17 protein-coding genes and 1 pseudogene are annotated in these 19,847 nt (G+C 66.1%); 3 read left to right on the top strand and 15 right to left on the bottom strand.

What is annotated here, in order from left to right; translation table 11 throughout:
• The 5 genes and pseudogenes from ACV22Z_RS30875 to ACV22Z_RS30855 form a co-directional block, all read right to left on the bottom strand.
• Positions 1-780: an alpha/beta fold hydrolase gene (locus tag ACV22Z_RS30875; protein WP_448080033.1), complete on the bottom strand. Its 780-nt coding sequence runs from the start codon at positions 778-780 to the stop codon at positions 1-3.
• An 81-nt stretch (positions 781-861) separates the two neighbouring features.
• Positions 862-1,188: a DUF4148 domain-containing protein gene (locus ACV22Z_RS30870; RefSeq protein WP_448080032.1), complete on the bottom strand. Its 327-nt coding sequence runs from the start codon at positions 1,186-1,188 to the stop codon at positions 862-864.
• Positions 1,189-1,449: 261 nt separating this feature from the next.
• A pseudogene (locus ACV22Z_RS30865) lies at positions 1,450-1,533 on the bottom strand (cytochrome P460 family protein); the annotation flags it as partial.
• A complete protein-coding gene (locus tag ACV22Z_RS30860) occupies positions 1,533-2,576 on the bottom strand; it encodes an alpha/beta fold hydrolase (protein ID WP_448080031.1) in 1,044 nt (347 codons plus the stop codon). The pseudogene ACV22Z_RS30865 and the gene ACV22Z_RS30860, both read right to left, overlap by 1 nt.
• A 397-nt stretch (positions 2,577-2,973) precedes the next feature.
• Positions 2,974-3,678 carry an SDR family oxidoreductase gene (locus ACV22Z_RS30855; RefSeq protein WP_448080030.1) on the bottom strand — a complete coding sequence of 235 codons (705 nt, stop codon included), beginning with the start codon at positions 3,676-3,678 and terminating at the stop codon, positions 2,974-2,976.
• Between the two features lie 134 nt (positions 3,679-3,812).
• On the opposite strand from ACV22Z_RS30855, the gene gcvA reads away from it, so the two are divergent.
• Positions 3,813-4,706: a transcriptional regulator GcvA gene (gcvA, locus tag ACV22Z_RS30850; RefSeq protein ID WP_448080029.1), complete on the top strand. Its 894-nt coding sequence runs from the start codon at positions 3,813-3,815 to the stop codon at positions 4,704-4,706.
• Between the two features lie 16 nt (positions 4,707-4,722).
• On the opposite strand, the gene ACV22Z_RS30845 is transcribed toward gcvA, so the two are convergent.
• The 5 genes from ACV22Z_RS30845 to ACV22Z_RS30825 form a co-directional block, all read right to left on the bottom strand.
• The gene (locus ACV22Z_RS30845; protein WP_448080028.1) at positions 4,723-5,319 is read right to left on the bottom strand and encodes a pyridoxamine 5'-phosphate oxidase family protein; all 597 of its coding nucleotides are present in this window, start codon (positions 5,317-5,319) and stop codon (positions 4,723-4,725) included.
• 97 nt (positions 5,320-5,416) lie between these two features.
• Positions 5,417-5,608, bottom strand: coding sequence for a hypothetical protein (locus ACV22Z_RS30840; RefSeq protein WP_448080027.1), 192 nt, complete (start codon positions 5,606-5,608; stop codon positions 5,417-5,419).
• Between the two features lie 11 nt (positions 5,609-5,619).
• Positions 5,620-6,819 carry an aminotransferase-like domain-containing protein gene (locus tag ACV22Z_RS30835; protein WP_448080026.1) on the bottom strand — a complete coding sequence of 400 codons (1,200 nt, stop codon included), beginning with the start codon at positions 6,817-6,819 and terminating at the stop codon, positions 5,620-5,622.
• A gap of 256 nt (positions 6,820-7,075) precedes the next feature.
• The gene (locus tag ACV22Z_RS30830) at positions 7,076-7,702 is read right to left on the bottom strand and encodes a type VI immunity family protein (protein ID WP_448080025.1); all 627 of its coding nucleotides are present in this window, start codon (positions 7,700-7,702) and stop codon (positions 7,076-7,078) included.
• Between the two features lie 229 nt (positions 7,703-7,931).
• Positions 7,932-10,232: an NADP-dependent malic enzyme gene (locus ACV22Z_RS30825; protein ID WP_448080024.1), complete on the bottom strand. Its 2,301-nt coding sequence runs from the start codon at positions 10,230-10,232 to the stop codon at positions 7,932-7,934.
• A gap of 134 nt (positions 10,233-10,366) precedes the next feature.
• On the opposite strand from ACV22Z_RS30825, the gene ACV22Z_RS30820 reads away from it, so the two are divergent.
• Positions 10,367-11,338, top strand: a complete 972-nt coding sequence (locus tag ACV22Z_RS30820) for a LysR substrate-binding domain-containing protein (protein ID WP_448080023.1) — start codon at positions 10,367-10,369, stop codon at positions 11,336-11,338.
• Between the two features lie 49 nt (positions 11,339-11,387).
• On the opposite strand, the gene ACV22Z_RS30815 is transcribed toward ACV22Z_RS30820, so the two are convergent.
• Both ACV22Z_RS30815 and ACV22Z_RS30810 read right to left on the bottom strand, forming a co-directional pair.
• Complete coding sequence (locus ACV22Z_RS30815) at positions 11,388-12,038, bottom strand: hypothetical protein (RefSeq protein WP_448080046.1); 651 nt, start codon at positions 12,036-12,038, stop codon at positions 11,388-11,390.
• A 90-nt stretch (positions 12,039-12,128) separates the two neighbouring features.
• Positions 12,129-12,509, bottom strand: a complete 381-nt coding sequence (locus tag ACV22Z_RS30810) for a VOC family protein (protein ID WP_448080022.1) — start codon at positions 12,507-12,509, stop codon at positions 12,129-12,131.
• 347 nt (positions 12,510-12,856) lie between these two features.
• Between ACV22Z_RS30810 and ACV22Z_RS30805 the strand changes: the two genes are divergently transcribed.
• Complete coding sequence (locus ACV22Z_RS30805) at positions 12,857-14,038, top strand: serine hydrolase domain-containing protein (RefSeq protein ID WP_448080045.1); 1,182 nt, start codon at positions 12,857-12,859, stop codon at positions 14,036-14,038.
• A gap of 94 nt (positions 14,039-14,132) precedes the next feature.
• Here the strand turns inward: ACV22Z_RS30805 and ACV22Z_RS30800 are convergent, their stop codons facing one another.
• From ACV22Z_RS30800 to ACV22Z_RS30790, 3 genes are all read right to left on the bottom strand, one after another.
• Positions 14,133-15,305 carry an NAD(P)/FAD-dependent oxidoreductase gene (locus tag ACV22Z_RS30800; protein ID WP_448080021.1) on the bottom strand — a complete coding sequence of 391 codons (1,173 nt, stop codon included), beginning with the start codon at positions 15,303-15,305 and terminating at the stop codon, positions 14,133-14,135.
• A gap of 192 nt (positions 15,306-15,497) precedes the next feature.
• Positions 15,498-16,649, bottom strand: a complete 1,152-nt coding sequence (locus tag ACV22Z_RS30795) for a branched-chain amino acid ABC transporter substrate-binding protein (protein ID WP_448080020.1) — start codon at positions 16,647-16,649, stop codon at positions 15,498-15,500.
• A 278-nt stretch (positions 16,650-16,927) separates the two neighbouring features.
• Positions 16,928-19,846, bottom strand: a complete 2,919-nt coding sequence (locus ACV22Z_RS30790) for an FAD-binding and (Fe-S)-binding domain-containing protein (RefSeq protein ID WP_448080019.1) — start codon at positions 19,844-19,846, stop codon at positions 16,928-16,930.
• Position 19,847: the final 1 nt, after the last annotated feature.

The raw sequence follows: 19,847 nt of genomic DNA, 5'->3' as shown, positions 1-19,847 counted from the left end.
CTACTTCGCGCGCTCCGCGGCCGCGATGATCGCGTCGGCCACCGCCTTCGGCTGGCTCAGCATCGCGACGTGGCTGCCGTTCACGCGCGCGACCGTCGCGCCGATGCGCGTCGCCATCGCCTGCTGCAGCTTCGGATCGATCATCCGGTCCTGCGTCGTGACGACAAAGGTGGACGGCTTCGCGTGCCACGCGGCCTGCGCGACCTTGTCCGCGACGCAGCCGCCATACCATGGCCCCTGCGTCGCCGCGACGATGCGCTGCTGCGCAACCGGCAGATCGGGCGCGAAGTCCTCCGCGATGGCCTTGTCCGACAGCCGCGTGAAGCCGCCCGCATCCTTCCGCAGTTCACCCGCCCATGCGGGCGGCGGCAGCCCCTGCGTGACGTCGGCGATCGACTGGCCGTTGTCGGGCGCGAACGCCGCGACATAGACGAGCGACTTCACCTTGTCGTCGTTGCCGGCTTCGCTGATCACGACGCCGGCCCATGAGTGGCCGACCAGCACGACGGGCCCCTGTTGCTGGTCGATCGTGCGCCGCGTGGCGGCCACGTCATCCGCGAGCGAGCTGAGCGGGTTCTGCACGGACACGACGTGCAGCCCGCGCGCCTCGAGCAGCGGAATCACGCGGTTCCAGCTCGAGCCGTCGGCGAACGCGCCATGCACGAGGACGACATTGGTGCCTTTCAGGTCGTCCTTCGGCGCCGCATGCGCAGCGACCGCGCCCATCAGCCCGCCCAGTACCGCCGCGGATACCAGAACCCGTTTCATCAAACGAATCATCTCGATGCTCCTTGGTGTCGTGTTGTTCGAAGCGTGTACCGCGCGGTCGCCGTCCCTACGCGGCGACCGCTCGGCAAAGGATCACGAATGCGCATAGAGGTCGTCGACGCTGCGTGCCGCGCCCGCCGGCATTGCGTCGTGATGCCGGTCCGGCGACGACGTGCTGGCCATGTTGTCGCCGTCCGACTTCGACGGGCCGTTCTGGTCGGAACGTGCGACCCGCTGCTCGGCGGCGACAACGTCGTCCGGGTAGTGTGCTTCGGTGCCGGCCGAGTTGTAGCCGGCCTGCTCCAGTCGGACCAGTTCGGCGCGCACGTCGGCGCGCGTGAGGCCGTGTCCGGCATCGGCGAAGGACAAGGCGGGGGCAATGGCAAGCACGGCTGCGGCGAGGATTCGGGCGGTGTTCATGAGCGTTCTCCTGAAGTGAAAGTCGGCGGATCGATCATTCGGTATCCGATGGAATATTGCATTTCGGATGACGTCCGCACATCGACAGTAGAACCCGCCTGCGTATCCGGGATGTTTCCGCAACAGGGGCCCGGCGCATGCCAGTGTTTCCAGCAAGACCGCAGATACAGTGCGATACAAAATCGCGCGCCGCACCGCAGCCAGACAAAAAAAAGCGTGCCGCATGCGGCACGCCTTTCACTCACGGATCAAGCCATCTCGTCACGGCGCGAGCCGCGTGAACACGTAATCGTGGTTCTTCACACGCGCCCGATGGCACCCGAAGCGGATCTGACGCTGACCGATCACAGATGTTCGACCTGCAGAATCGCCTCCGCAAACGCCTGCGGCGCCTCCTGAGGCAGGTTGTGCCCGATGCCGCCGCTGATCGTGCGGTGCTGGTACTTTCCCGTGAACTTCTTCGCGTACGCAGCCGGCTCAGGATGCGGCGCACCGTTCGCGTCGCCTTCCATCGTGATCGTCGGCACCGTGATCGCCGGCCCGGCCGCGAGGCGCCGCTCGATGTCGTCGTATCGCGCTTCGCCCTTCGCGAGCCCGAGGCGCCAGCGGTAGTTGTGGATCACGACGGCGACGTGGTCGGGGTTCTGGAACGACGCCGCCGTGCGCGCGTAGGTCGCGTCGTCGAACTGCCACTTCGGCGACGCGAGTTGCCAGATGAGCTTGTTGAACGCGTCGCGGTTCGCCGCGTAGCCGAGCGCGCCGCGCTCGGTCGCGAAATAGAACTGATACCACCACTGGAATTCCGCCTGCGGCGGCAGCGGCTTGCGGTTCGCCTCCTGGCTGCCGATCAGGTAGCCGCTCACCGACACGAGCGCCTTCACGCGCTGCGGCCACTGCGCCGCGATGATGTCGGCCGTGCGCGCGCCCCAGTCGTAGCCGCCGAACACCGCGCGGTCGATCTTCAGCGCATCCATCAGCGCGACGATGTCGACGGCCGTCGCGGCCTGCTGGCCGTTGCGCTGCGTGTCGGCCGAGCGGAACGTCGTCGAGCCGTAGCCGCGCAGGTACGGGACGATCACGCGATAGCCGGCGGCCGCGAGCAGCGGCGCGACCTCGGCGTAACTGTGGATGTCGTACGGCCAGCCGTGCAGCAGGAACACGACGGGGCCGTCCTTCGGCCCTACGTCCGCATACCCGACGTTGAGCACGCCCGCGTCGATCTTGTGGATCGCGTCGAACGACGCGCCGCCGGCCGCGCGCTTCGCCGCCGGTGCGTCGGGTGCCGACTGTGCACGCGCAAGGTTGCCGAAGCCGAGGTCGACCACGCTCAGGCCGGCCAGCGTCGTGCCCAGCAGCAGGCGGCGCCGGGTGTTCACGGAATCAGGCATGACTCGTTCTCCATTGTCGACAGGTCAGGTCAGTGCCCGCGGCAACGGCGCGGGCCCCGTGGAATCGCCGCTCGCGAACACGGCCGCCGATGCCCGGGTGCCATTACGCGAAACGCTTCAATGGCTTTATATCCGAATTGATCGGACGATTTGTATCCCAACGTATCTGCGTTCTACAGTGATACACAACGATTCAGAATTCCGCGAGGAACGACCCGCCGCGGCGTTGCGGACGATGCGGAATGCCGTGCGCAACGCCGCGGCGGGAATATGCGCGTTGAAGAGGGGGATGCTCTCGCCGCCGGGCACGGCATGGCGGGCGGCGGGAAGCGGCCCTTGCCCGCCGCCGTGATCAGCGTCACTTTTTCAAGCGGCGCGAACGCGCCCGGAGCGGCGCTCAGAGCGCCTTCACGATCGCGCCGTCGACGCGGATGTTCTGCCCGGTGATGTAGCCGGCGCCGTCGGACAGCAGGAACGCGACCGTCTTCGCGATTTCGCCGGTCTTGCCGAAGCGGCCCGCCGGGATGCGCGCGACGATCTCCGGCGTTTCCGGCCAGCTGTCGATGAAGCCCGGCAGCACCGCGTTCATCCTGATGTTCTCCGCCGCATAGCGTTCCGCATACAGACGCGTCCACGCGCTCAGCGCCGCACGCAGCGCCGAAGACACCGGCATCGGCTGCTCGGGCGCATCCGCCGCGAAGCTCGAGATGTTGACCACCGCGCCGCCGCCCTGCTTCTGGAAGATCGGCGTCACGCGGCGCATCACGCGCACGACGTTCAGCAGGATCAGGTCCAGCGCGCCGTGCCAGCTCTCGTCGGTGATCGACAGCAGGTCGCCCTTCGGCGGGTGGCCCGTATTGTTGACGACGGCGTCGATCCGGCCGTAGCGCGTCATCGTTTCGCTCACCAGGCGCTCGATGTCGGCGTCGTCGGTCACCGAGCCCTGGATGCCGAACCCGCCTAGTTCCTCGCCGAGCGCAACCGCGCTGCCCGACGGCGACATCAGCGCGACGCGATGGCCGGTCGCCGCCAGTTCCCGCGCGATCGCCGCGCCCATTCCCTTGCCCGCCGCCGTGATCAGCGCCACTTTTTCTACAGTCACGATCTGCTCCTCGTTCGAATCCTGCCGCCGCGCAGCCGCCAATCGGCGCGCCGTGGTGGTAATGTAGGCGCATCGATTGCAACTGTCGAACCAGTATTTCTGCCTCCAGCCGATAGTTTTTCTACAGCCTGACGATGCCACCCCGCCCTTCCCGCCTGCCGCCGCTGAATGCGCTTCGCGCGTTCGAAGTGTCCGCGCGGCACCTCAATTTCCGCGCCGCGGCCGACGAGATCGGCGTCACGCAGGGCGCCGTCGCGCAGCAGGTGCGCCACCTCGAGGACGTGCTCGGCCTGAAGCTGTTCGAGCGCCTGCCGCGCGGCCTCGCGCTCACGCACGACGGCGCCGCGTATTTCTCCGACGTGCAGCGCGCGCTGCACGCGATCGCCGACGCGACCGACAAGCTCGTCAAGCGGCGCGCCGCGCTGACGATCAGCACGACACCGTCGTTCGCGTCGAAGTGGCTGATCCCGCGGCTCGCGCAGTTCACCGACGCGCATCCCGACTACGACGTGCGCGTGATCGCCGACCAGCAGCTCGCGACGTTCCGCCACGACGGCGTCGATCTCGCGATCCGCTACGGCAAGCCGCCGTTCGGCAAGCATCTCGCCGCGCATGCGCTGTTCCCGCTCGACGTGTGTGCCGTGTGCAGCCCCGCGCTGCTGGCCGCGCCCGCGTCGCCGCGTGCGCTCGCCGGCCATGTGCTGCTGCACGACGCGCACGACCTGTGGCCCGCGTTCCTCGCTGCGATGCCCGAACCTGTCGACATCGATCCGCACAAGGGGCTGCGCTTCAACCAGACGTCGCTCGCGATCGATGCGGCCGTCGCCGGCCAGGGGATCGCGCTCGCGACCGATCCTTTGGTCGAACGCGACATCGCGGCAGGCCGGCTGTGCAAGCCGTTCGATTTCGCGTTTCCGCTGTCGGTGGGGTTCTATCTCGTGTATCCGGCCGAGCGCCGCGACGACGATGCGATCGCCATGATGCGCGACTGGATGATCGGGCAGGCGGTGGCGGACGGGCGGCCTTGAGCGGCGTTCGTCCGGGTCAGGGGGCGATCCAGCGGCCTTCGTAGCCGCTTTCGTTCAGTTCGAATACCGCCCGGCGATGGCCCGTGCGCGCGAGTTCGAGCCAGTCGATGCGTGTGACCGTCATGTGGATCAGGCAGAAATTTTCGTAGCCGTCGCCGGCGGGCGCGATGCCTTGGCTCGCCGGGACATGCTCTGCTTCCGGCGACGCGACCGGCGTGCCGGGCGGCAACGGTGCGCGATACAGCAGCAGCGTATGCGGACGGCTCGATTGCCAGATCGCGCGCCGCTGCGCTTCGTCGTCGCAGATCGATGCCACGCCTTCCGCGCGAATCTGCACGAGCGCATCGAGATCGTTCGCGACGATCGCGATGCGCGGATCGCGACGCAGCTCCGCGACCTTCTCCGAACGCGCATCGGTATGAAACGACAGCACGCGATCGGCGCGGCTCACCTGACGCAATACGATCGTGCGCACCTTCGGCGCGCCGTCGAGGCCGAGCGTTGCCGCCTGCAGCATCGTGAACGGCGAGCGCTGGACGCTGACGCCGGATTCGAGGCAGGACCAGACGCGGTCGTACGTTTCGGCAAGCGATTCGGAGGTCGAGTCGGACATGAGGCGTGGCGGCGATCGTACGTGTGTCGATCGCGCAAGCTTAACCGTTTGCGTCGACGACGGCTCGCATGCGATGCGGCCGCCGCCCGGGTGCCGTTCAGTTGTAGCCGAGCACGACCGGCGCCGCATCGCCGGCCTCGGTCGTCGGCTCCGCGCCGAAGCGGCCGAGCACGTCGGCGACATACTGCGGACCTGCACTGATCTGCGACGAGCGATGCGCAACCGGCCGGTTATCGCCAGCGCCGGACGCTGCGCCCATCGATACGATGTCGTTGACGACGATATTCATCCTGTGTCTCCTCACGCGGCCAGCGCCGCACCATACGCGCGCACGAGGCGCGCCACGCCTTCCCGGATCGCGTCGACGTCCGGCGCGGCGAACGACAGGCGCAGCGATGCCGCGTCGACGTTGTCCGCGAAGAACGCCTTGCCGGGTACGAACACGATCTTGTTTGCGATCGCCTGTTGCAGCAGCACGTCCGACGACACCGCGCCGATTCGCGCCCACACGAACATCCCGCCTTCGGGACGATGGAATTCGATCGCATCGCCGAAACCGTCGCGCAGCGCGTCGCACATCGCGTCGCATTTGCGCCGGTACGCGGCCGTGATGCGCGGCAGATGGCGTTCGAGCGCGCCGTCGGCCAGATATTCGGCGGCGGCCGCCTGCGTCCACGGCGTGCTGCACAGATCGACCGTCTGCTTCGCGATCACGCAGCGCCGCGCGATCTCGGCCGGCGCGATCGTCCAGCCCACCCGCAGCCCGGGCGCGACGATCTTCGACAGGCTCGCGAAATGCACGATCCAGTCGCGCGCGCCGTCCACTTCGTCGGCGAGCGCGAGCATCGACGGCACGGCTTCGCCCGCGAAGCGCAGGTCGCCGTACGGATCGTCCTCGACGATCAGGAAACGGTATTGCACCGCGAGGCGCAGCAGCTTCAGCCGGCGCTCGCGCGTGAGCGTCGCGCCGGTCGGGTTCGCGAAGGTCGGGACGGTGTAGAGCAGCTTCGGCTGGGCGATTGCGCCGGACGCGAGCTGCGCTGCGAGGCGGTCGACGTCGAGGCCTTCGCCGTCGACCGGGATCGTCACGATGCGCGCCTGCTGCAGACGCATCGCCTGCAGCGTCGCCGGATAGGCCGGTTGCTCGGTCAGCACGACGTCGCCGGGCGACACCATCACGCGCAGCAGCAGGTCGAGACCCTGCTGCGAACCGGTCGTGACGAGCAGTTCGGCCGGCGTGCACGCGACGCCGCGACGCGCCATCAGCGCGATCAGTTGCTGCTTCAGTTCGGCAAGGCCGTCGGTCGGGCCGTATTGCAGGCAGCGGACGGGCTGCGCGTACGCGCGTTCGGCAGCCGCGTTCAGGCCGTCGACGTCGAACAGGTCGCTGGCCGGATAACCGCCCGCGAAGGAAATCATGCCCGGTTCGGACAGGTACTTGAACAACTCGCGGATCGGCGAGCCGGCGGGATTCTGGAATGAGGGAGTGAACGCGTACATGTCGTCGTGAGCTGGACGGCGCGGACGGCCGGGATGGCCGTCCAGTGCCGGCCGTCGCGGTGCTTCTGGCGCCGCGTCGGCAAATTCGAGCCACGATTGTCGATAGTCATTAAGGCCGCGGCAAACGATATCTATGCACTATGTCTTGCGGTTTGGTCATCAAATGGGGGGGTGGCTGGGGGTGTTGCGTTCCTGCAAAGCCTGCAGTCCATCCGCAAGCGCCGCATCACGCGGCCCTTGCTTGTCATGCCAACCATCAAAGTCGTTCAGGCAATGCGGACTCGGGCGTGAGATGCGGCAAGTTCAGCAACTTCGACTTGTACGCGAGCAGTTCCACATCCTCGACGTCGAATCGACGGAGCCATGCATCGCTTTCAGGAATCGTGTCATAGCACGGTGCCGAGCCCCATACGCCACGCTGCAGGCGGGCCACCGTCTCGGCTCGCACGTCCTTCAACGCTGCGTTGAGGACAACATAGTTCGCAGGCGCGAGAGGTTGCCCCTTTCCTTCTGCGTCCGGTGAGTCGCCCGGCAGCGGCTCCGGTCCGGCCTGAATTACCACACCGCCATTGATGTCGTCGAGCGCGAACCAGTTCGGGGGCAGTTCGTTTCGAAGGGTAGCCAAGCCACCGATCTTCTCGAGCATCTGCTTATCGATCGCGGTTAGCCAACTGACCGTCTTGATTTTGTCGCGCAGGTGCATCGCGCTGATCATGGGATCGCCAACATCGAGCGCGACGTTGCGCTTCGAGAGCCAATACTCGGTAGGCTCGTTCTCGTCGCGCTCCGTCAGACTCAGGTTGACCGCATACCCGGCATAACCACTGTAGACGTCAAGGCGACGGGCAAAGTCGACGATGGTTGCCGAGCGGCTCGAGTTCATCCATCGGATTCCACGGAGCGGCTTTGGGCGAGGTTTGGGGGGGCCGCTTCACTCGGTTCGTTTTGTCGCACGAATTTAGCGCCGTTTCGTCGCGACAAGCCACCTCGTGACATCTAACCCACGTTCAAATTCCGCCAGGGAATCGGTTCAGATCCGAAGGGGCTCGCGGTGGACCGGGTCGGCAGCCGATGGACGGGGCGGCCGCAGCCGCCCCGCTCCCGCCAATCAATCAGGCAGAAGCACTCCGATTAGCCTCAATCACCGTCAACGCCGCCATATTCACGATCCGCCGCACGGTCGAGCTCGAAGTGAGGATGTTGACCGGCGCGTTGACGCCGAGCAAGAACGGCCCCACCGCCACATTGCTCCCCGCCTCGGTCTTGAGCAGGTTGTACGCAATATTCCCCGCATCCACGTTCGGACAAACGAGCAGATTGGCGGCACCCTTGAGCGGCGACATCGGAAGAAGCCGCAACCGCAGCCCTTCATCCAGCGCACAGTCGCCATGCATCTCGCCATCCGCCTCGATATCAGGCGCCTGCTCCCGGACAATCTCCAGCGCGCGACGCATCTTCACGCCCGAAGCCGCACTCCCCGACCCAAAATTCGACCGCGAAAGCAACGCAGCCTTCGGCGTCAGATTCAGCCATTCCATCTGCCGGGCCGCCGCAATCGTGAATTCCGCGATCTGCTCGGCATCGGGATTATCGTTGACGTGCGTATCCACCAACGCCACCGTCCGCTGATCGAGCAACAGAATGTTCATCGCCGCATAGGTCGAAGCACCCGGCTTCTTGCCGATCACTTCGTCGACGAACCGCAGGTGATTGTGATACTCGCCAACCGTCCCGCAAATCATCCCGTCCGCATCGCCAAGCCGCACCATCATCGCGCCGATCAGGGTCAGGCGACGCCGCATTTCGACGCGCGCCATCTCCTTCGAGATGCCGTCCCGGCACCGCAGTTCCCAATACGTCGTCCAGTATTGCGGGAACCGCTCGTCATATTCCGGATTGGTCACTTCGACATCCTGACCGAGTCGCAGGCGCAAACCCAGCCGCTCGATCCGCGCAAGCAACACCTCCGGACGCCCGACCAGAATCGGACGCGCCAGCTTCTCGTCGACGATCACCTGCACGGCGCGAAGCACACGCTCGTCTTCGCCTTCGGTGAAGACAATCCGTGCCTTGCCGCCATCACGCACAAGCTGGCGCGCCGTCGCGAACAGCGGCTTCATGAACGCGCCGGAGTGGTAGACGAATTGCTGCAGTTGCTCGACATACGCGTCGAGATCCGTCAGCGGGCGCGTCGCAACGCCGCCCTCCATCGCCGCCTTGGCCACGGCCGGCGCGATCCGAACGATCAGGCGCGGATCGAAAGGCTTCGGAATCAGGTATTGCGGACCAAAGGCCACGTCGTATGCGCCATAGGCCGCCGCGACGACTTCGTTCTGCTCTTCCTCGGCCAGACCCGCGATCGCGTGAACCGCGGCGATTTCCATTTCGCGGGTGATCGTCGTCGCGCCCACGTCCAGTGCGCCGCGGAAAATGTACGGGAAGCAGAGCACGTTGTTGACCTGGTTCGGATAGTCCGAGCGGCCCGTCGCGATCACGACATCGTCGCGCGTCGCATGCGCCAGTTCCGGGAAGATTTCCGGCGTCGGATTGGCCAGCGCGAGAATCAGCGGACGCGCCGCCATCGCCGTCAGCATCTCCGCGCTCAGAATGCCGCCGACCGACAGGCCCAGGAACACGTCCGCGCCACCGATGACTTCGGACAGCTTGCGCGCATCGGTTTCCTGCGCAAAGCGCGACTTTGCCGGGTCCATCAGCGTGGTACGGCCGCGATAGACGACGCCTTCGATATCGGTCACCCAGATGTTCTCAACCGGCAGCCCGAGGTCGACCAGCAGGTCCAGACAGGCCAGCGCGGCCGCACCGGCCCCCGACGTCACGACCTTCACCTCCTTGATCGACTTCCCGACGACCTTCAGCCCGTTGATGAAAGCCGCGGAGACGGTAATGGCGGTGCCGTGCTGATCGTCATGGAAGACGGGAATCTTCATGCGTTCGCGCAGCTTCTGCTCGACCGTGAAGCACTCCGGCGCCTTGATGTCCTCGAGATTGATGCCGCCGAACGTCGGTTCGAGGCCGGCGATGATGTCGACCAGCTTGTCCGGATCGGTCTCGTTGATCTCGATGTCGAAGACGTCGATCCCCGCGAACTTCTTGAACAGGACGGCCTTGCCTTCCATGACCGGCTTCGATGCGAGCGGGCCGATGTTGCCCAGGCCGAGCACCGCGGTGCCGTTCGTGATCACGCCCACCAGGTTGCCGCGGCTCGTGAAGCGGTGCGCCTGCAGCGGATCGGCCGCGATCGACTCGCATACCCCCGCCACGCCCGGCGTATAGGCCAACGCGAGATCGCGCTGGGTCACGAGCGGCTTGCTGGCAACGACCGAGATCTTCCCCGGGGTCGGAAATTCGTGATAGTCGAACGCTGCCTGTTGTTGCGTCTCAGTCTGTTTCATGTCTTCGGTCCGGGCACGGGCGCCAGGCCAGTCCCGGCGCGATCCATGAGGTGATTCTAGGGATCCGCCATAAGCAGATGATTCTGTTTTAATATCGACCCATCACTTTTTTATGATGCATACATGACCAGTCAATGACTTTTGACGCAAACGACGTGGTCAGGCGGCTAGGCGCTCGTCTGAAGATTCGGCATCTGGTGCTGTTGCTGCAGATCCAGCAGCACGGGTCGCTGACGCGCGTCGCGGAACACATGGCCAGCAGCCAGCCCGCCGTGACGAACGCGCTGTCCGAGCTGGAGAGCATGTTCGGCACGCCGCTCTTCGAGCGCTCGTCGCGCGGCATGCGGCCCACCGCGCTCGGCGCGGTCGTGCTCGAACGGGCGAAGGCGATGATCAAGGATCTCGACCACCTCGCCCGCGAGATGGAGGCCGTCGCCGCCGGGCATGCGGCCCACCTGCACATCGGCGTGATTCCGTTCATCTCCGGCCAGATGCTGTCGGCGGCACTCAAGCGGCTGCAATCGAGGATGGAGCGGCGCCTGACCGTGACGATTCACGAAGGCACCAGCGATCAGCTGCTGCTGCAGCTCAAGGATCACACTGTCGACATCGTGATCGGGCGCGCGTCGTCGGCGGTCGATCTGGGCCAGGTCTCGTTCGAGGTGCTGTACCAGCAGCAGCCGCGCATGATCGCGAGCCGGCGGCTTGCCGCGAAACTGGCTCGCACGCAGCTGGACTGGAACAAGCTGCACGCGCTGGACTGGATTCTCGGCGCGCCGCATACGCCGATGCGGGAACAGGTGACCGACCTGTTCCTGTCGGCCGGCATCCCGCCGCCGGTTCCGGTCGTCGAAAGCTACTCGTCCAAGCTGATCGGCGAAATGATTGCGTCGAGCGACGAGGCCGTATCGATCGTGCCGGCCGATATCGCGGAGGAGCTGGTGCGGATTGCCGGCGTGGCGATCGTGCCTTACTCGCTGGTGTGGACGCTTCCGCCGATTGCGCTGTTCACCCGCTCCGCCGATTCGCACTCGCCGGCGCGGGATCTGCTCGTCGAGGCGCTACGCGAGGTGTGTAGAGCGACGTACGGGGAAGCGCAGCGATAAGGCAGCCGGCTCGCCGAAAGCAGTCATGACTCGGTGTATCTGCGGCCGCTTACTTGCTGGCGGCGAGGCGTCGCAGGATTTCCGCACGTTCGGCGCTCAGCACATGATCCGCGCCCTCGCCCCGGTCGTAGCGCTTGGCCGTGCGATACGAGAAACGCTTCTTGTACCGACCGGTTGCAGGATCGAACGCCCACGCGTCGACGTCGAACAAGTGCTTTTCGAAATGACTCTCGTCCTTGCCCCAGACATAGTCCGCCCGAACAAACAGCGGATAGGGCGAGACGTCCGGCACCTGCCACATCGCGCGATCGGCCATCTCCGTTTCGGTGACTTCCGGCATCAGATTCTCGATCTTTCCGTTCGCGCCATAACGCAATACGGCGATGCGCTCGAGCATCCCGCTGCCACCGCCCGAGAACATCCCCGAGAAGAACACCCAGGAACCGCCCGATGCAATCGGCAACCGTTCAGACCGTGGATTCAGTCCGAACTGATATAGCTCCTTTGTGGAACCAGGAACAGGAACCGGTGGCATTTCGAAACACGGCGCACGCTCTGGAAGCACGCAGAGTTTCACCCCGGACAGCGGGAGTCCGTCGGCATCGAGCTTGCCCTCCGCCTGGGTGAAACGCGGGAAAGGAGGTTCGATGGATGCCGCCTGAACATCGGTGATGCCGACGACGGAAATGCTCAAGATCATTCCGAGCGAATTACAGACCCAGCGCATACCCTCTCTCCCTCTTTAATTTGATTAGAGCGAAGGTGGCGTCTCGTGCTTCGGTTCAGCGACTCACCCCTCCGCCCGCTGACAAACCACCTCGATATTGTGCCCGTCCGGCCCGATGACAAACGCCGCATAGTAATTCGCGTTATAACGCGGCCTTAACCCCGGCGCCCCATTGTCTTTCCCGCCCGCCTCCAGCGCCGCGCGATAGAACTCATCGACTTGCCGCCGACTCTCCGCCTTGAATGCGATGTGAAGATGCGCCGGCTTCTCCGTCGTCTGGAACAGACACAACGAAGGCTGCCACGGCCCCGGCGGACAAAGCTCGACGCCGTACGATGGCTCCCCCTCCGACGCAACCACTACGCCGAGCGGCTCGAGTGCCTTGAGGAAAAACGCCTTGCTCGCTGCAAAGTCGCTGACTCCGAATTTGACGTGGTCAAACATGAGTTCCCCTCGGTTGGTTGGGCCTGCCCGCGCCCGGACGTGATGTACAGCACACCGCGATGTTGCCACAGGCGGCCATCGACGGCAGCCCCTTCCGCGAGCAAACAAGAAGGCCCGACAAAGTCGGGCCAAAGAGCGAGACACAACGAGAATCCCGCTGAGCCCAAGAAGAATTCATTTCGGATTACAGGTATTGCTTCCGATGACGAAGCATCGGCCGCTGTCGTTCGGCAAGGGGTGACGCATCGTTCGTCAGCGCGCGTAGCCCTCATCCGAGTATGGGTTAACAGCGCCACCGGCGAGCACCGCCTAACATGTCGACTGCCTCCATCACGACAGAGCCTATGATGATCTCCTCCCCAGCATCGTCACAGCATTCGTCAACCGATCCGGCGCTCGTCGAGCGCATCGACGCGGTACTGTCTCGCCAACTCGAAGCACAACGCCTGGTGGGTGCGGTCGTACTGGTCGCACGCAACGGCGAACTCGTCTATCGCCGCGCGGCCGGGTTCGCCGACCGCGAATCGCACACGCCGATGCGTGAAGACACGCTGTTCAGACTCGCGTCGGTGACGAAGCCGATCGTCTCGACGGCTGCCATGGCGCTCGTGGCACAACACAAGCTGTCGCTCGACGACGACGTCACCCGCTGGCTGCCCGATTTTCGTCCGGCCCTGCCTGACGGCCACGTGCCGGCGATCACGGTGCGCCAACTGCTCACGCATACGGCCGGCCTCGCCTATCGCTTTGCGGAAGCCGACGCGCATGGCGCCTATGCGCGCGCGGGCGTCTCCGACGGGCTCGATGGCGCGTCGATCACGCTCGCCGAAAACGTACGCAGGATCGCGAGTGCGCCGCTGCTGTACGCGCCCGGAACAAACTGGAACTATTCGGTCGCCCTCGACGTTGTCGGCGCGCTGATCGAAGCCGTCTGCGGGTCGTCTCTATCCGACGCCATCGATGCGCTCGTGCTCCGTCCACTCGGTACGCGCGACACGGCATTCGTCGCAATCGATCCCGCACGGCTCGCGACACCCTACGTCAATGGCACGCCGCAGCCGCATCGGCTTGCCGAAGACGAAACCGTACCCAACGTCGACGGATCCGTCGGCGTGACCTACTCGCCGTCGCGCGCGCTCAACGCGCAGGCCTTCGCGTCGGGCGGTGCCGGGATGGTCGGCACCGCGGGCGACGTGCTGACCGTGCTGGACACGCTACGGGCGGGCGGCGGCACACTGCTGCCTGCTGCCCTCGTCGACGAGATGGGACGCTTACAGACCGGCGACCGTGACTTGCCGGATCGGCCCGGCGTGGGTTTCGGGATCGGTTTTTCGGTGCTGCGCGACCCGCGCGCGGCAGCTTCGCCGGAGTCGCCGGGCACGTGGCGCTGGGGAGGGGTTTATGGTCACTCGTGGTTCGTCGACCGCGCACGCGGGCTGACCGTCGTGTCGCTCTCGAACACGCTGTACGAAGGCATGAACGGCCAGTACACGGTCGATCTGCGCGACGCAGTCTATGGCACCAGGTAGCACGCGGAACAAAAAAAGGCCCGACGAAGTCGGGCCAATAAGTTTGAGACACAAGGAGAATCCCGCCCACTCCACACCGGGCGGTCACGCCGCGCTACACGACGTTCTTTTCGACGATCGGCCGGTTTTCCAGCACACGCGCCCAGCCGAGCGACGACAGGTCGAGCGTTTCAAAACGCCCGCCCAGAATGAGTTCACTGACGCCACGCCCTGTCGCCGGCCCTTGCTGCAGCCCGTGGCCGCTATAGCCGTTCGCGAACACGACGTTATCGAGTTCCGGGTGATACCCGATGATCGCGTTGTGGTCGAACACGTTGTACTCGTAGTACCCGGACCAGCAGTTCTCCACGCGCAGTGCCTCGAACTCCGGCACGCGATGCGCGAGCGTCGGCCAGATCACCTCGTCGAACAGGTCGTGATCGACCTCGTCGAGCGGCAGATCGTCCGGGTCGCGATCCGGGCTCGGCGACGTCCCGCAGATATACGTGCGCCCTTCCGGCCGGAAATACACGCCCGTCGGATCGATCAGCAGCGGGCAATCCGTGAGCTTCGCCGGCGACGACACGTTGAAGATGCTGCGGCGCCGCGCATACACGGGAATGTCGATGCCCATCATCGACGACAGCGTGCGCGTCCACGCACCGGCCGCGTTGACGAGCGTGTCGCATGCATAGCGCTCGCCGTCGCCCGTCACGACGTGCGTAACCTTGCGGCCGTCGCGTCCGACCTCCTTCACATTGGCCGCCACATAGCGCGCACCGAGCGCCTGCGCTTTCTTGCGTAGCGCCTGCACGAGCCCGTAGCCGTCGAACCAGCCTTCGCCGCTCACGCCGTACGCACCCGACACGAGATCGTCGACGTTCAGCCACGGAAACTTTGCGCGCAGCGCATCGCGATCCATCAACCGGATATCGGCGCCGAGGCTGATCTGCAGTGCGTGGTTCTCGCGCAGCGTCGCATCGCCGGCCGGCGTCGCGAGGAACAGGTAGCCACCTTCGTGCAAATCGACCGACGGCCGGTTGCCGTCCACTTCGAGCCGTTCGCCGATCGTGCGCAGGAAGTCGATGCCGAACAGCGACATCTCGATCGACAGCGGCGTCGAGAACTGCTGGCGGATCGACGCGGCCGACAGCGCCGACGACGATCGCGCATAGGTTGGGTCGCGTTCGATGACGGTCACGGCGACCGTCGGATCGGTGGCGCGCAAAAAGTAGGCGATCGAGCTGCCGATCACACCACCGCCGACGATGACGACTTGAGAACTCACGACTGACTCCAGTTGCACGTAGAAGGCGCGGCCAGCCGGCCGCGCCCGAAGGTTGTTCGTGCCGCGTCGCGCGCGGCGCCGCGCGGGCAGGCTTTCCGGGCAACTGGCCCGGCGTGCGCCGCGATCGCAACCGATCGCTCACGGTATTTCAGCACGTCCGGCATCGCCGCGAAAGTCCGCGCGCGCTTGCGTTCAATCCGCCGATTTCGTCGTGACGGGCTGCCACGCGGCGTTCTTCACTTCATACAGCGTCGAACTCGGGTTCTTCAGGTCGCCCGTGCTCGTGAACGCGATCGTGCCCGTGATGCCGTCGTAGCGTGTGCTCTTCAGCGCGCCGTTGAAGTCCGCGGGCTTCGCCGAGTTCACCTTCTGCATCGCGTTGATCGCGATCCACGTCGCGTCGTACGCGAACGGCGCATACGCGAGCATGTCGACGCCGTACTTCTGCCTGAACTTCGTCTCGAACAGCTTGCCCTTGTCGAGGCGAGACAGCGGCATCCCGTATTCCCACACCGACGCGCCGTCAGCCGCGTTGCCGGCGAGCTTGATGAAGTTCGCGTTCATCACGCCGCCGCCGGCCAGGAACTGCGCGCGGATGCCGAGCTGGCGCATCCGCTTGACGAGCATCGCGGCCTGCGCATCGAGGCCGCCGAAGAACACGAGATCGGCGTTCACGCTCTTGATCTTCGTGAGCTGCGCGCTGAAGTCCACCGCCTTGTCGTTCGTGAATTCGCGCGCGACGATCGTGCCGCCGTTCGCCTTCACGGCCTTCTCGAATTCGTCGGCTTCGCCCTGGCCGAAGGCGGTGCGGTCGTCGATGATCGCGATCCGCTTCGCCTTCGTGACGGTCGCCGCATACGTGCCCGCGTTGCCGGCGTTCTGCGTATCGGTCGCGATCACGCGATACACGGTGCCGAGGCCCGCGCGCGTGATGTCGGGATTGGTCGCGGACGGCGTGATCATCGGAATGCCCGCCTTCGCGTAGATCTTCGACGCCGGCAGCGTCGTGCCCGAATTGAAGTGGCCGATCACGACCGCGACCTGCGCGTCCGTCAGCTGCTGCGCGGCCTGCACGCCCGCGCGCGGATCGCTCTGGTCGTCCTGCGACGCGACGACGAACTTCACCGCCTTGCCGCCGATCGTCGGATGCGTCGCGTTCGCCTCGTCGACCGCCATCCGCACGCCGTTCTCGATGTCCTTGCCGTAGGCGGCGCCGCTACCGGTCAGCGGGCCGGCGACGCCGACCTTGACGACGGTCTCCTGCGCAAGGGCCGCGCTCGTCGGGAGCGCGAGAATCGCTGCGGCCAGCGCCGCGCCGGACAGCGCGCGAATTCGGAATTTCATCGGGCATTCCTTCGTTCTGTGGGTCGGGATGCGGCACGCGGATCGCGCACCGGCAACCTCCGTCGCGCCGGCCTGCACACGCACCGCCCGACGCATCGGAGCGGCCGCGGCGGCCAGGGTTCCGTCTCCGAAGAACCTTTCACCGCGAAAGAGGTGAAAGGATTGTGGGTAGCCAATACCCGCGCAGCAAACGAATTATCGGAACAATGTTGTGAGCAATAGTCATCAACTCCCGGCAGGCGAACAGACCGGCGCATGCGCGCGCCGGCCCGCCCCCGTCACACGCCGAGCGCCCGCTTCGCAAGCTGCGCGATATGCAGCGGCGTGCGGCCCGCGCCCTGCTCGATCTGCTCGCGGCAGCTGAAGCCGTTGGTGACGACGATCGCGTCCTTGCTCGCCTGCCGCACGAGCGGCAGCAGCTTGCCTTCGCCGATCTTCATCGACAGGTCGTAGTGTTCGTCATTGAACCCGAACGACCCGGCCATCCCGCAGCAGCCCGTGTCGAGCAGCTTCCAGCGCACACCGAGCTTGTCGAGCAGCGCGGTCTCGCCCTTCATCCCGAACAGCGATTTCTGGTGGCAATGCCCGTGGACGATCACGTCCGCATCGAGCTTCGGCCACGCGAAATCCGCCTGCGCGACGAAATCGGAGAACAGGAACGTCTGCGCGGCGAGGCGCTTCGCGAGCGGCTCGTCGGGCAGCTGCTTCAGCAGCTCGTCCTTGAACACCGACAGGCAGCCCGGCTCCAGCCCGACGACCGGCACGCCCGCGCCGATCTCGCCGGCAAGTTCGTCGACCGCCGTGCGCAGCAGCGCGCGCGCCTCGTCGAGCAGCCCGTAGTCGTAAAGCGGCCGGCCGCAGCACAGGCGCTTCTTCGGCAACGTCACGTCGAAGCCGAGCGCGGTCAGCACGTCGACCGCCGCCGCCGCGATGTCGGGCGAGAAATGCTCGTTGAACGTGTCAACCCACAGAATGACCTTCTTGCGGGCCGGCGCCGCGCCCGTGCGCTGCCCGATCCCGCGCCGCTTCGCCATCGCGCGGAACGGGCGCGGCGCGAACGTCGGCAGCGCCCGCTGCGGCGCGACGCCCGCGATCCACTTGCCGATACGCGCCAAGGGCGGGGTCGAGGTCATAAAATTCATAAGCCGAGGAAAACGGCTCGCCAGCGGTGCCCATTGTCCGATCCTCCCCATGAACATCGCCTGCCGCGGCCGGCGATGGGTTTCGTAGTAGTGCGACAGGAATTCCGCCTTGTACGACGCCATGTCGGTATGCGTCGGGCAATCGGACTTGCAGCCCTTGCATGCGAGACACGCATCGAGCGCTTCCTTGACCTCGGGGCTGTTCCAGCCGTCCTTGATCACGTCGCCCTGCAGCATCTCCCAGAACAGGTGCGCACGGCCGCGCGTCGAGAACTTCTCCTCGCGTGTCGCGCGATAGCTCGGGCACATCGTGCCGCCGTCGAGCGAACGGCACTTGCCCATGCCGATGCAGCGCTCGATCGCGCGCTGCATCCCGTCGCCTTCGGGGCTCGCGAACGTCAGCTTCGTCTGCAGCGTCACGGGCCTGTACCCGGGACCGAGGCGCAGGTTCTCGTCGGCGCGGTACGCGTTGATCACCTTGCCCGGGTTCAGCCGGTTCGCCGGATCCCAGATCGCCTTGAACTCGGCCATTGCCTGCATCAGCTCGGGGCCGTACATGATCGGCAGGAACTCGGCCTTTGCCTGACCGTCGCCGTGCTCGCCGGACAGCGAGCCGCCGAAGTCGACCACGAGTTGCGCCGCTTCGCGCAGGAAACCGCGCCAGATTTGCACGCCCGTCGCGCTGCGCAGGTCGAACGTGATGCGCGCATGCACGCAGCCGTCGCCGAAATGGCCGTACAGGCAGGTCTCGTAGCCGTAGCGGTCGACGAGCGCCTGGAATGCGCGCAGGTAATCGCCGAGCCGCAGCGGATCGACGGCCGCGTCTTCCCAGCCCGCGATCGGATCGGGTTTCGACGGATCGACCGACAGCGCGACGGCCGACGCGCCGGTTTCGCGGATCGACCAGATCTTCTGCTGCTTCGCGTTGTCGGCAACGACGAAACCGCTCACGTCCGGCCCCGCGCCGCCGCCGTTGAAATGCGCTTCAGCTTCGCGCGCCTGCACGAGCGCCGCGTCGACGGTGTCCGCGCCGAACTCCAGCACGACCCACGCGTCGCCCGGCGGCAGCAGCGCGATTTCGTCCGCCTTCAACCCGCGTGCCTGCAGGCCGCGGATGATCGCGCGGTCGAGGCCCTCGATCGCGATCGGCGAGAAACGGTTGTAATGCGGCACCGCGTCCGCCGCGGTGAAGATGTCGGTGAAGCCGAGCACGAGCAGCACGCGGCACGACGGGCTGTGCACGAGCCGCACCTTCGCTTGCAGCGTGACCGCGCACGTGCCTTCGGTGCCGACCAGCGCACGCGCGACGTTGAAGCCGTTCTCCGGCAGCAGCTGGTCGAGGTTGAAGCCGGACACGCGCCGCTTGATCTGCGGAAACTCGTTGCGGATGCGATCCGCGTAGCGGTCGCGCAGGTCGCGCAGCTGGCGGTAGATCTCGCCGCGCCGGCCGCCCGCCGCGACGATCGCGTCGAGCTCGTGCTCGGGCGTCGGGCCGACCCAGAAGCGCGCGCCGTCGTACGTGAGGACTTCGAGCGCCTCGACGTTCTCGACCGTCTTGCCGGCCATCACCGAATGCGCGCCGCACGAGTTGTTCGCGATCATCCCGCCGAGCGTGCAGCGGCTGTGCGTCGCCGGATCCGGCGCAAACGTCAGCCCGTGCACCTCGGCCGCGTCGCGCAGCGTGTCGCAGACGACGCCCGGCTCGACGATCGCGACCTTCGAGTCCGGATCGACCGATACGACGCGGTTGAAATACTTGCTCGTATCGGCGACGACCGCGACGTTCACGCACTGGCCGTTCTGCGACGTGCCGCCGCCGCGCGTGAGGAACGGCACGTCGTAGCGCCGGCACACGCCGAGCGCCGCGGCGAGATCGTCCGCACCGGCCGGCACCACGACGCCGAGCGGCACCTGCCGGTAGTTCGACGCGTCGGACGCATAGAGCGCCTTCGAGCCGGCATCGAAACGCACCTCGCCGCGCACGGCGGTGCGCAGGTCGGCGGCAAGCGTGTCGAGCAGTTCCTGCCCGACTTCGATCGGAGTCGCGCGCTTCACG

Source organism: Burkholderia sp. PU8-34, from assembly GCF_053427725.1.
The sequence above is the reverse complement of the archived record's forward strand: the minus strand, read 5'-3'. Positions and strand labels throughout refer to the sequence as shown.

Bases quoted from the DNA above. Each gene is read 5' to 3' on its own strand.
- ACV22Z_RS30875 (WP_448080033.1), bottom strand. From the start codon at position 780: ATGATTCGTTTGATGAAACGGGTTCTGGTATCCGCGGCGGTACTGGGC.
- ACV22Z_RS30870 (WP_448080032.1), bottom strand. From the start codon at position 1,188: ATGAACACCGCCCGAATCCTCGCCGCAGCCGTGCTTGCCATTGCCCCC.
- ACV22Z_RS30860 (WP_448080031.1), bottom strand. From the start codon at position 2,576: ATGCCTGATTCCGTGAACACCCGGCGCCGCCTGCTGCTGGGCACGACG.
- gcvA (WP_448080029.1), top strand. From the start codon at position 3,813: ATGCCACCCCGCCCTTCCCGCCTGCCGCCGCTGAATGCGCTTCGCGCG.
- ACV22Z_RS30845 (WP_448080028.1), bottom strand. From the start codon at position 5,319: ATGTCCGACTCGACCTCCGAATCGCTTGCCGAAACGTACGACCGCGTC.
- ACV22Z_RS30840 (WP_448080027.1), bottom strand. From the start codon at position 5,608: ATGAATATCGTCGTCAACGACATCGTATCGATGGGCGCAGCGTCCGGC.
- ACV22Z_RS30835 (WP_448080026.1), bottom strand. From the start codon at position 6,819: ATGTACGCGTTCACTCCCTCATTCCAGAATCCCGCCGGCTCGCCGATC.
- ACV22Z_RS30830 (WP_448080025.1), bottom strand. From the start codon at position 7,702: ATGAACTCGAGCCGCTCGGCAACCATCGTCGACTTTGCCCGTCGCCTT.
- ACV22Z_RS30825 (WP_448080024.1), bottom strand. From the start codon at position 10,232: ATGAAACAGACTGAGACGCAACAACAGGCAGCGTTCGACTATCACGAA.
- ACV22Z_RS30820 (WP_448080023.1), top strand. From the start codon at position 10,367: ATGACTTTTGACGCAAACGACGTGGTCAGGCGGCTAGGCGCTCGTCTG.
- ACV22Z_RS30815 (WP_448080046.1), bottom strand. From the start codon at position 12,038: ATGATCTTGAGCATTTCCGTCGTCGGCATCACCGATGTTCAGGCGGCA.
- ACV22Z_RS30810 (WP_448080022.1), bottom strand. From the start codon at position 12,509: ATGTTTGACCACGTCAAATTCGGAGTCAGCGACTTTGCAGCGAGCAAG.
- ACV22Z_RS30805 (WP_448080045.1), top strand. From the start codon at position 12,857: ATGATCTCCTCCCCAGCATCGTCACAGCATTCGTCAACCGATCCGGCG.
- ACV22Z_RS30795 (WP_448080020.1), bottom strand. From the start codon at position 16,649: ATGAAATTCCGAATTCGCGCGCTGTCCGGCGCGGCGCTGGCCGCAGCG.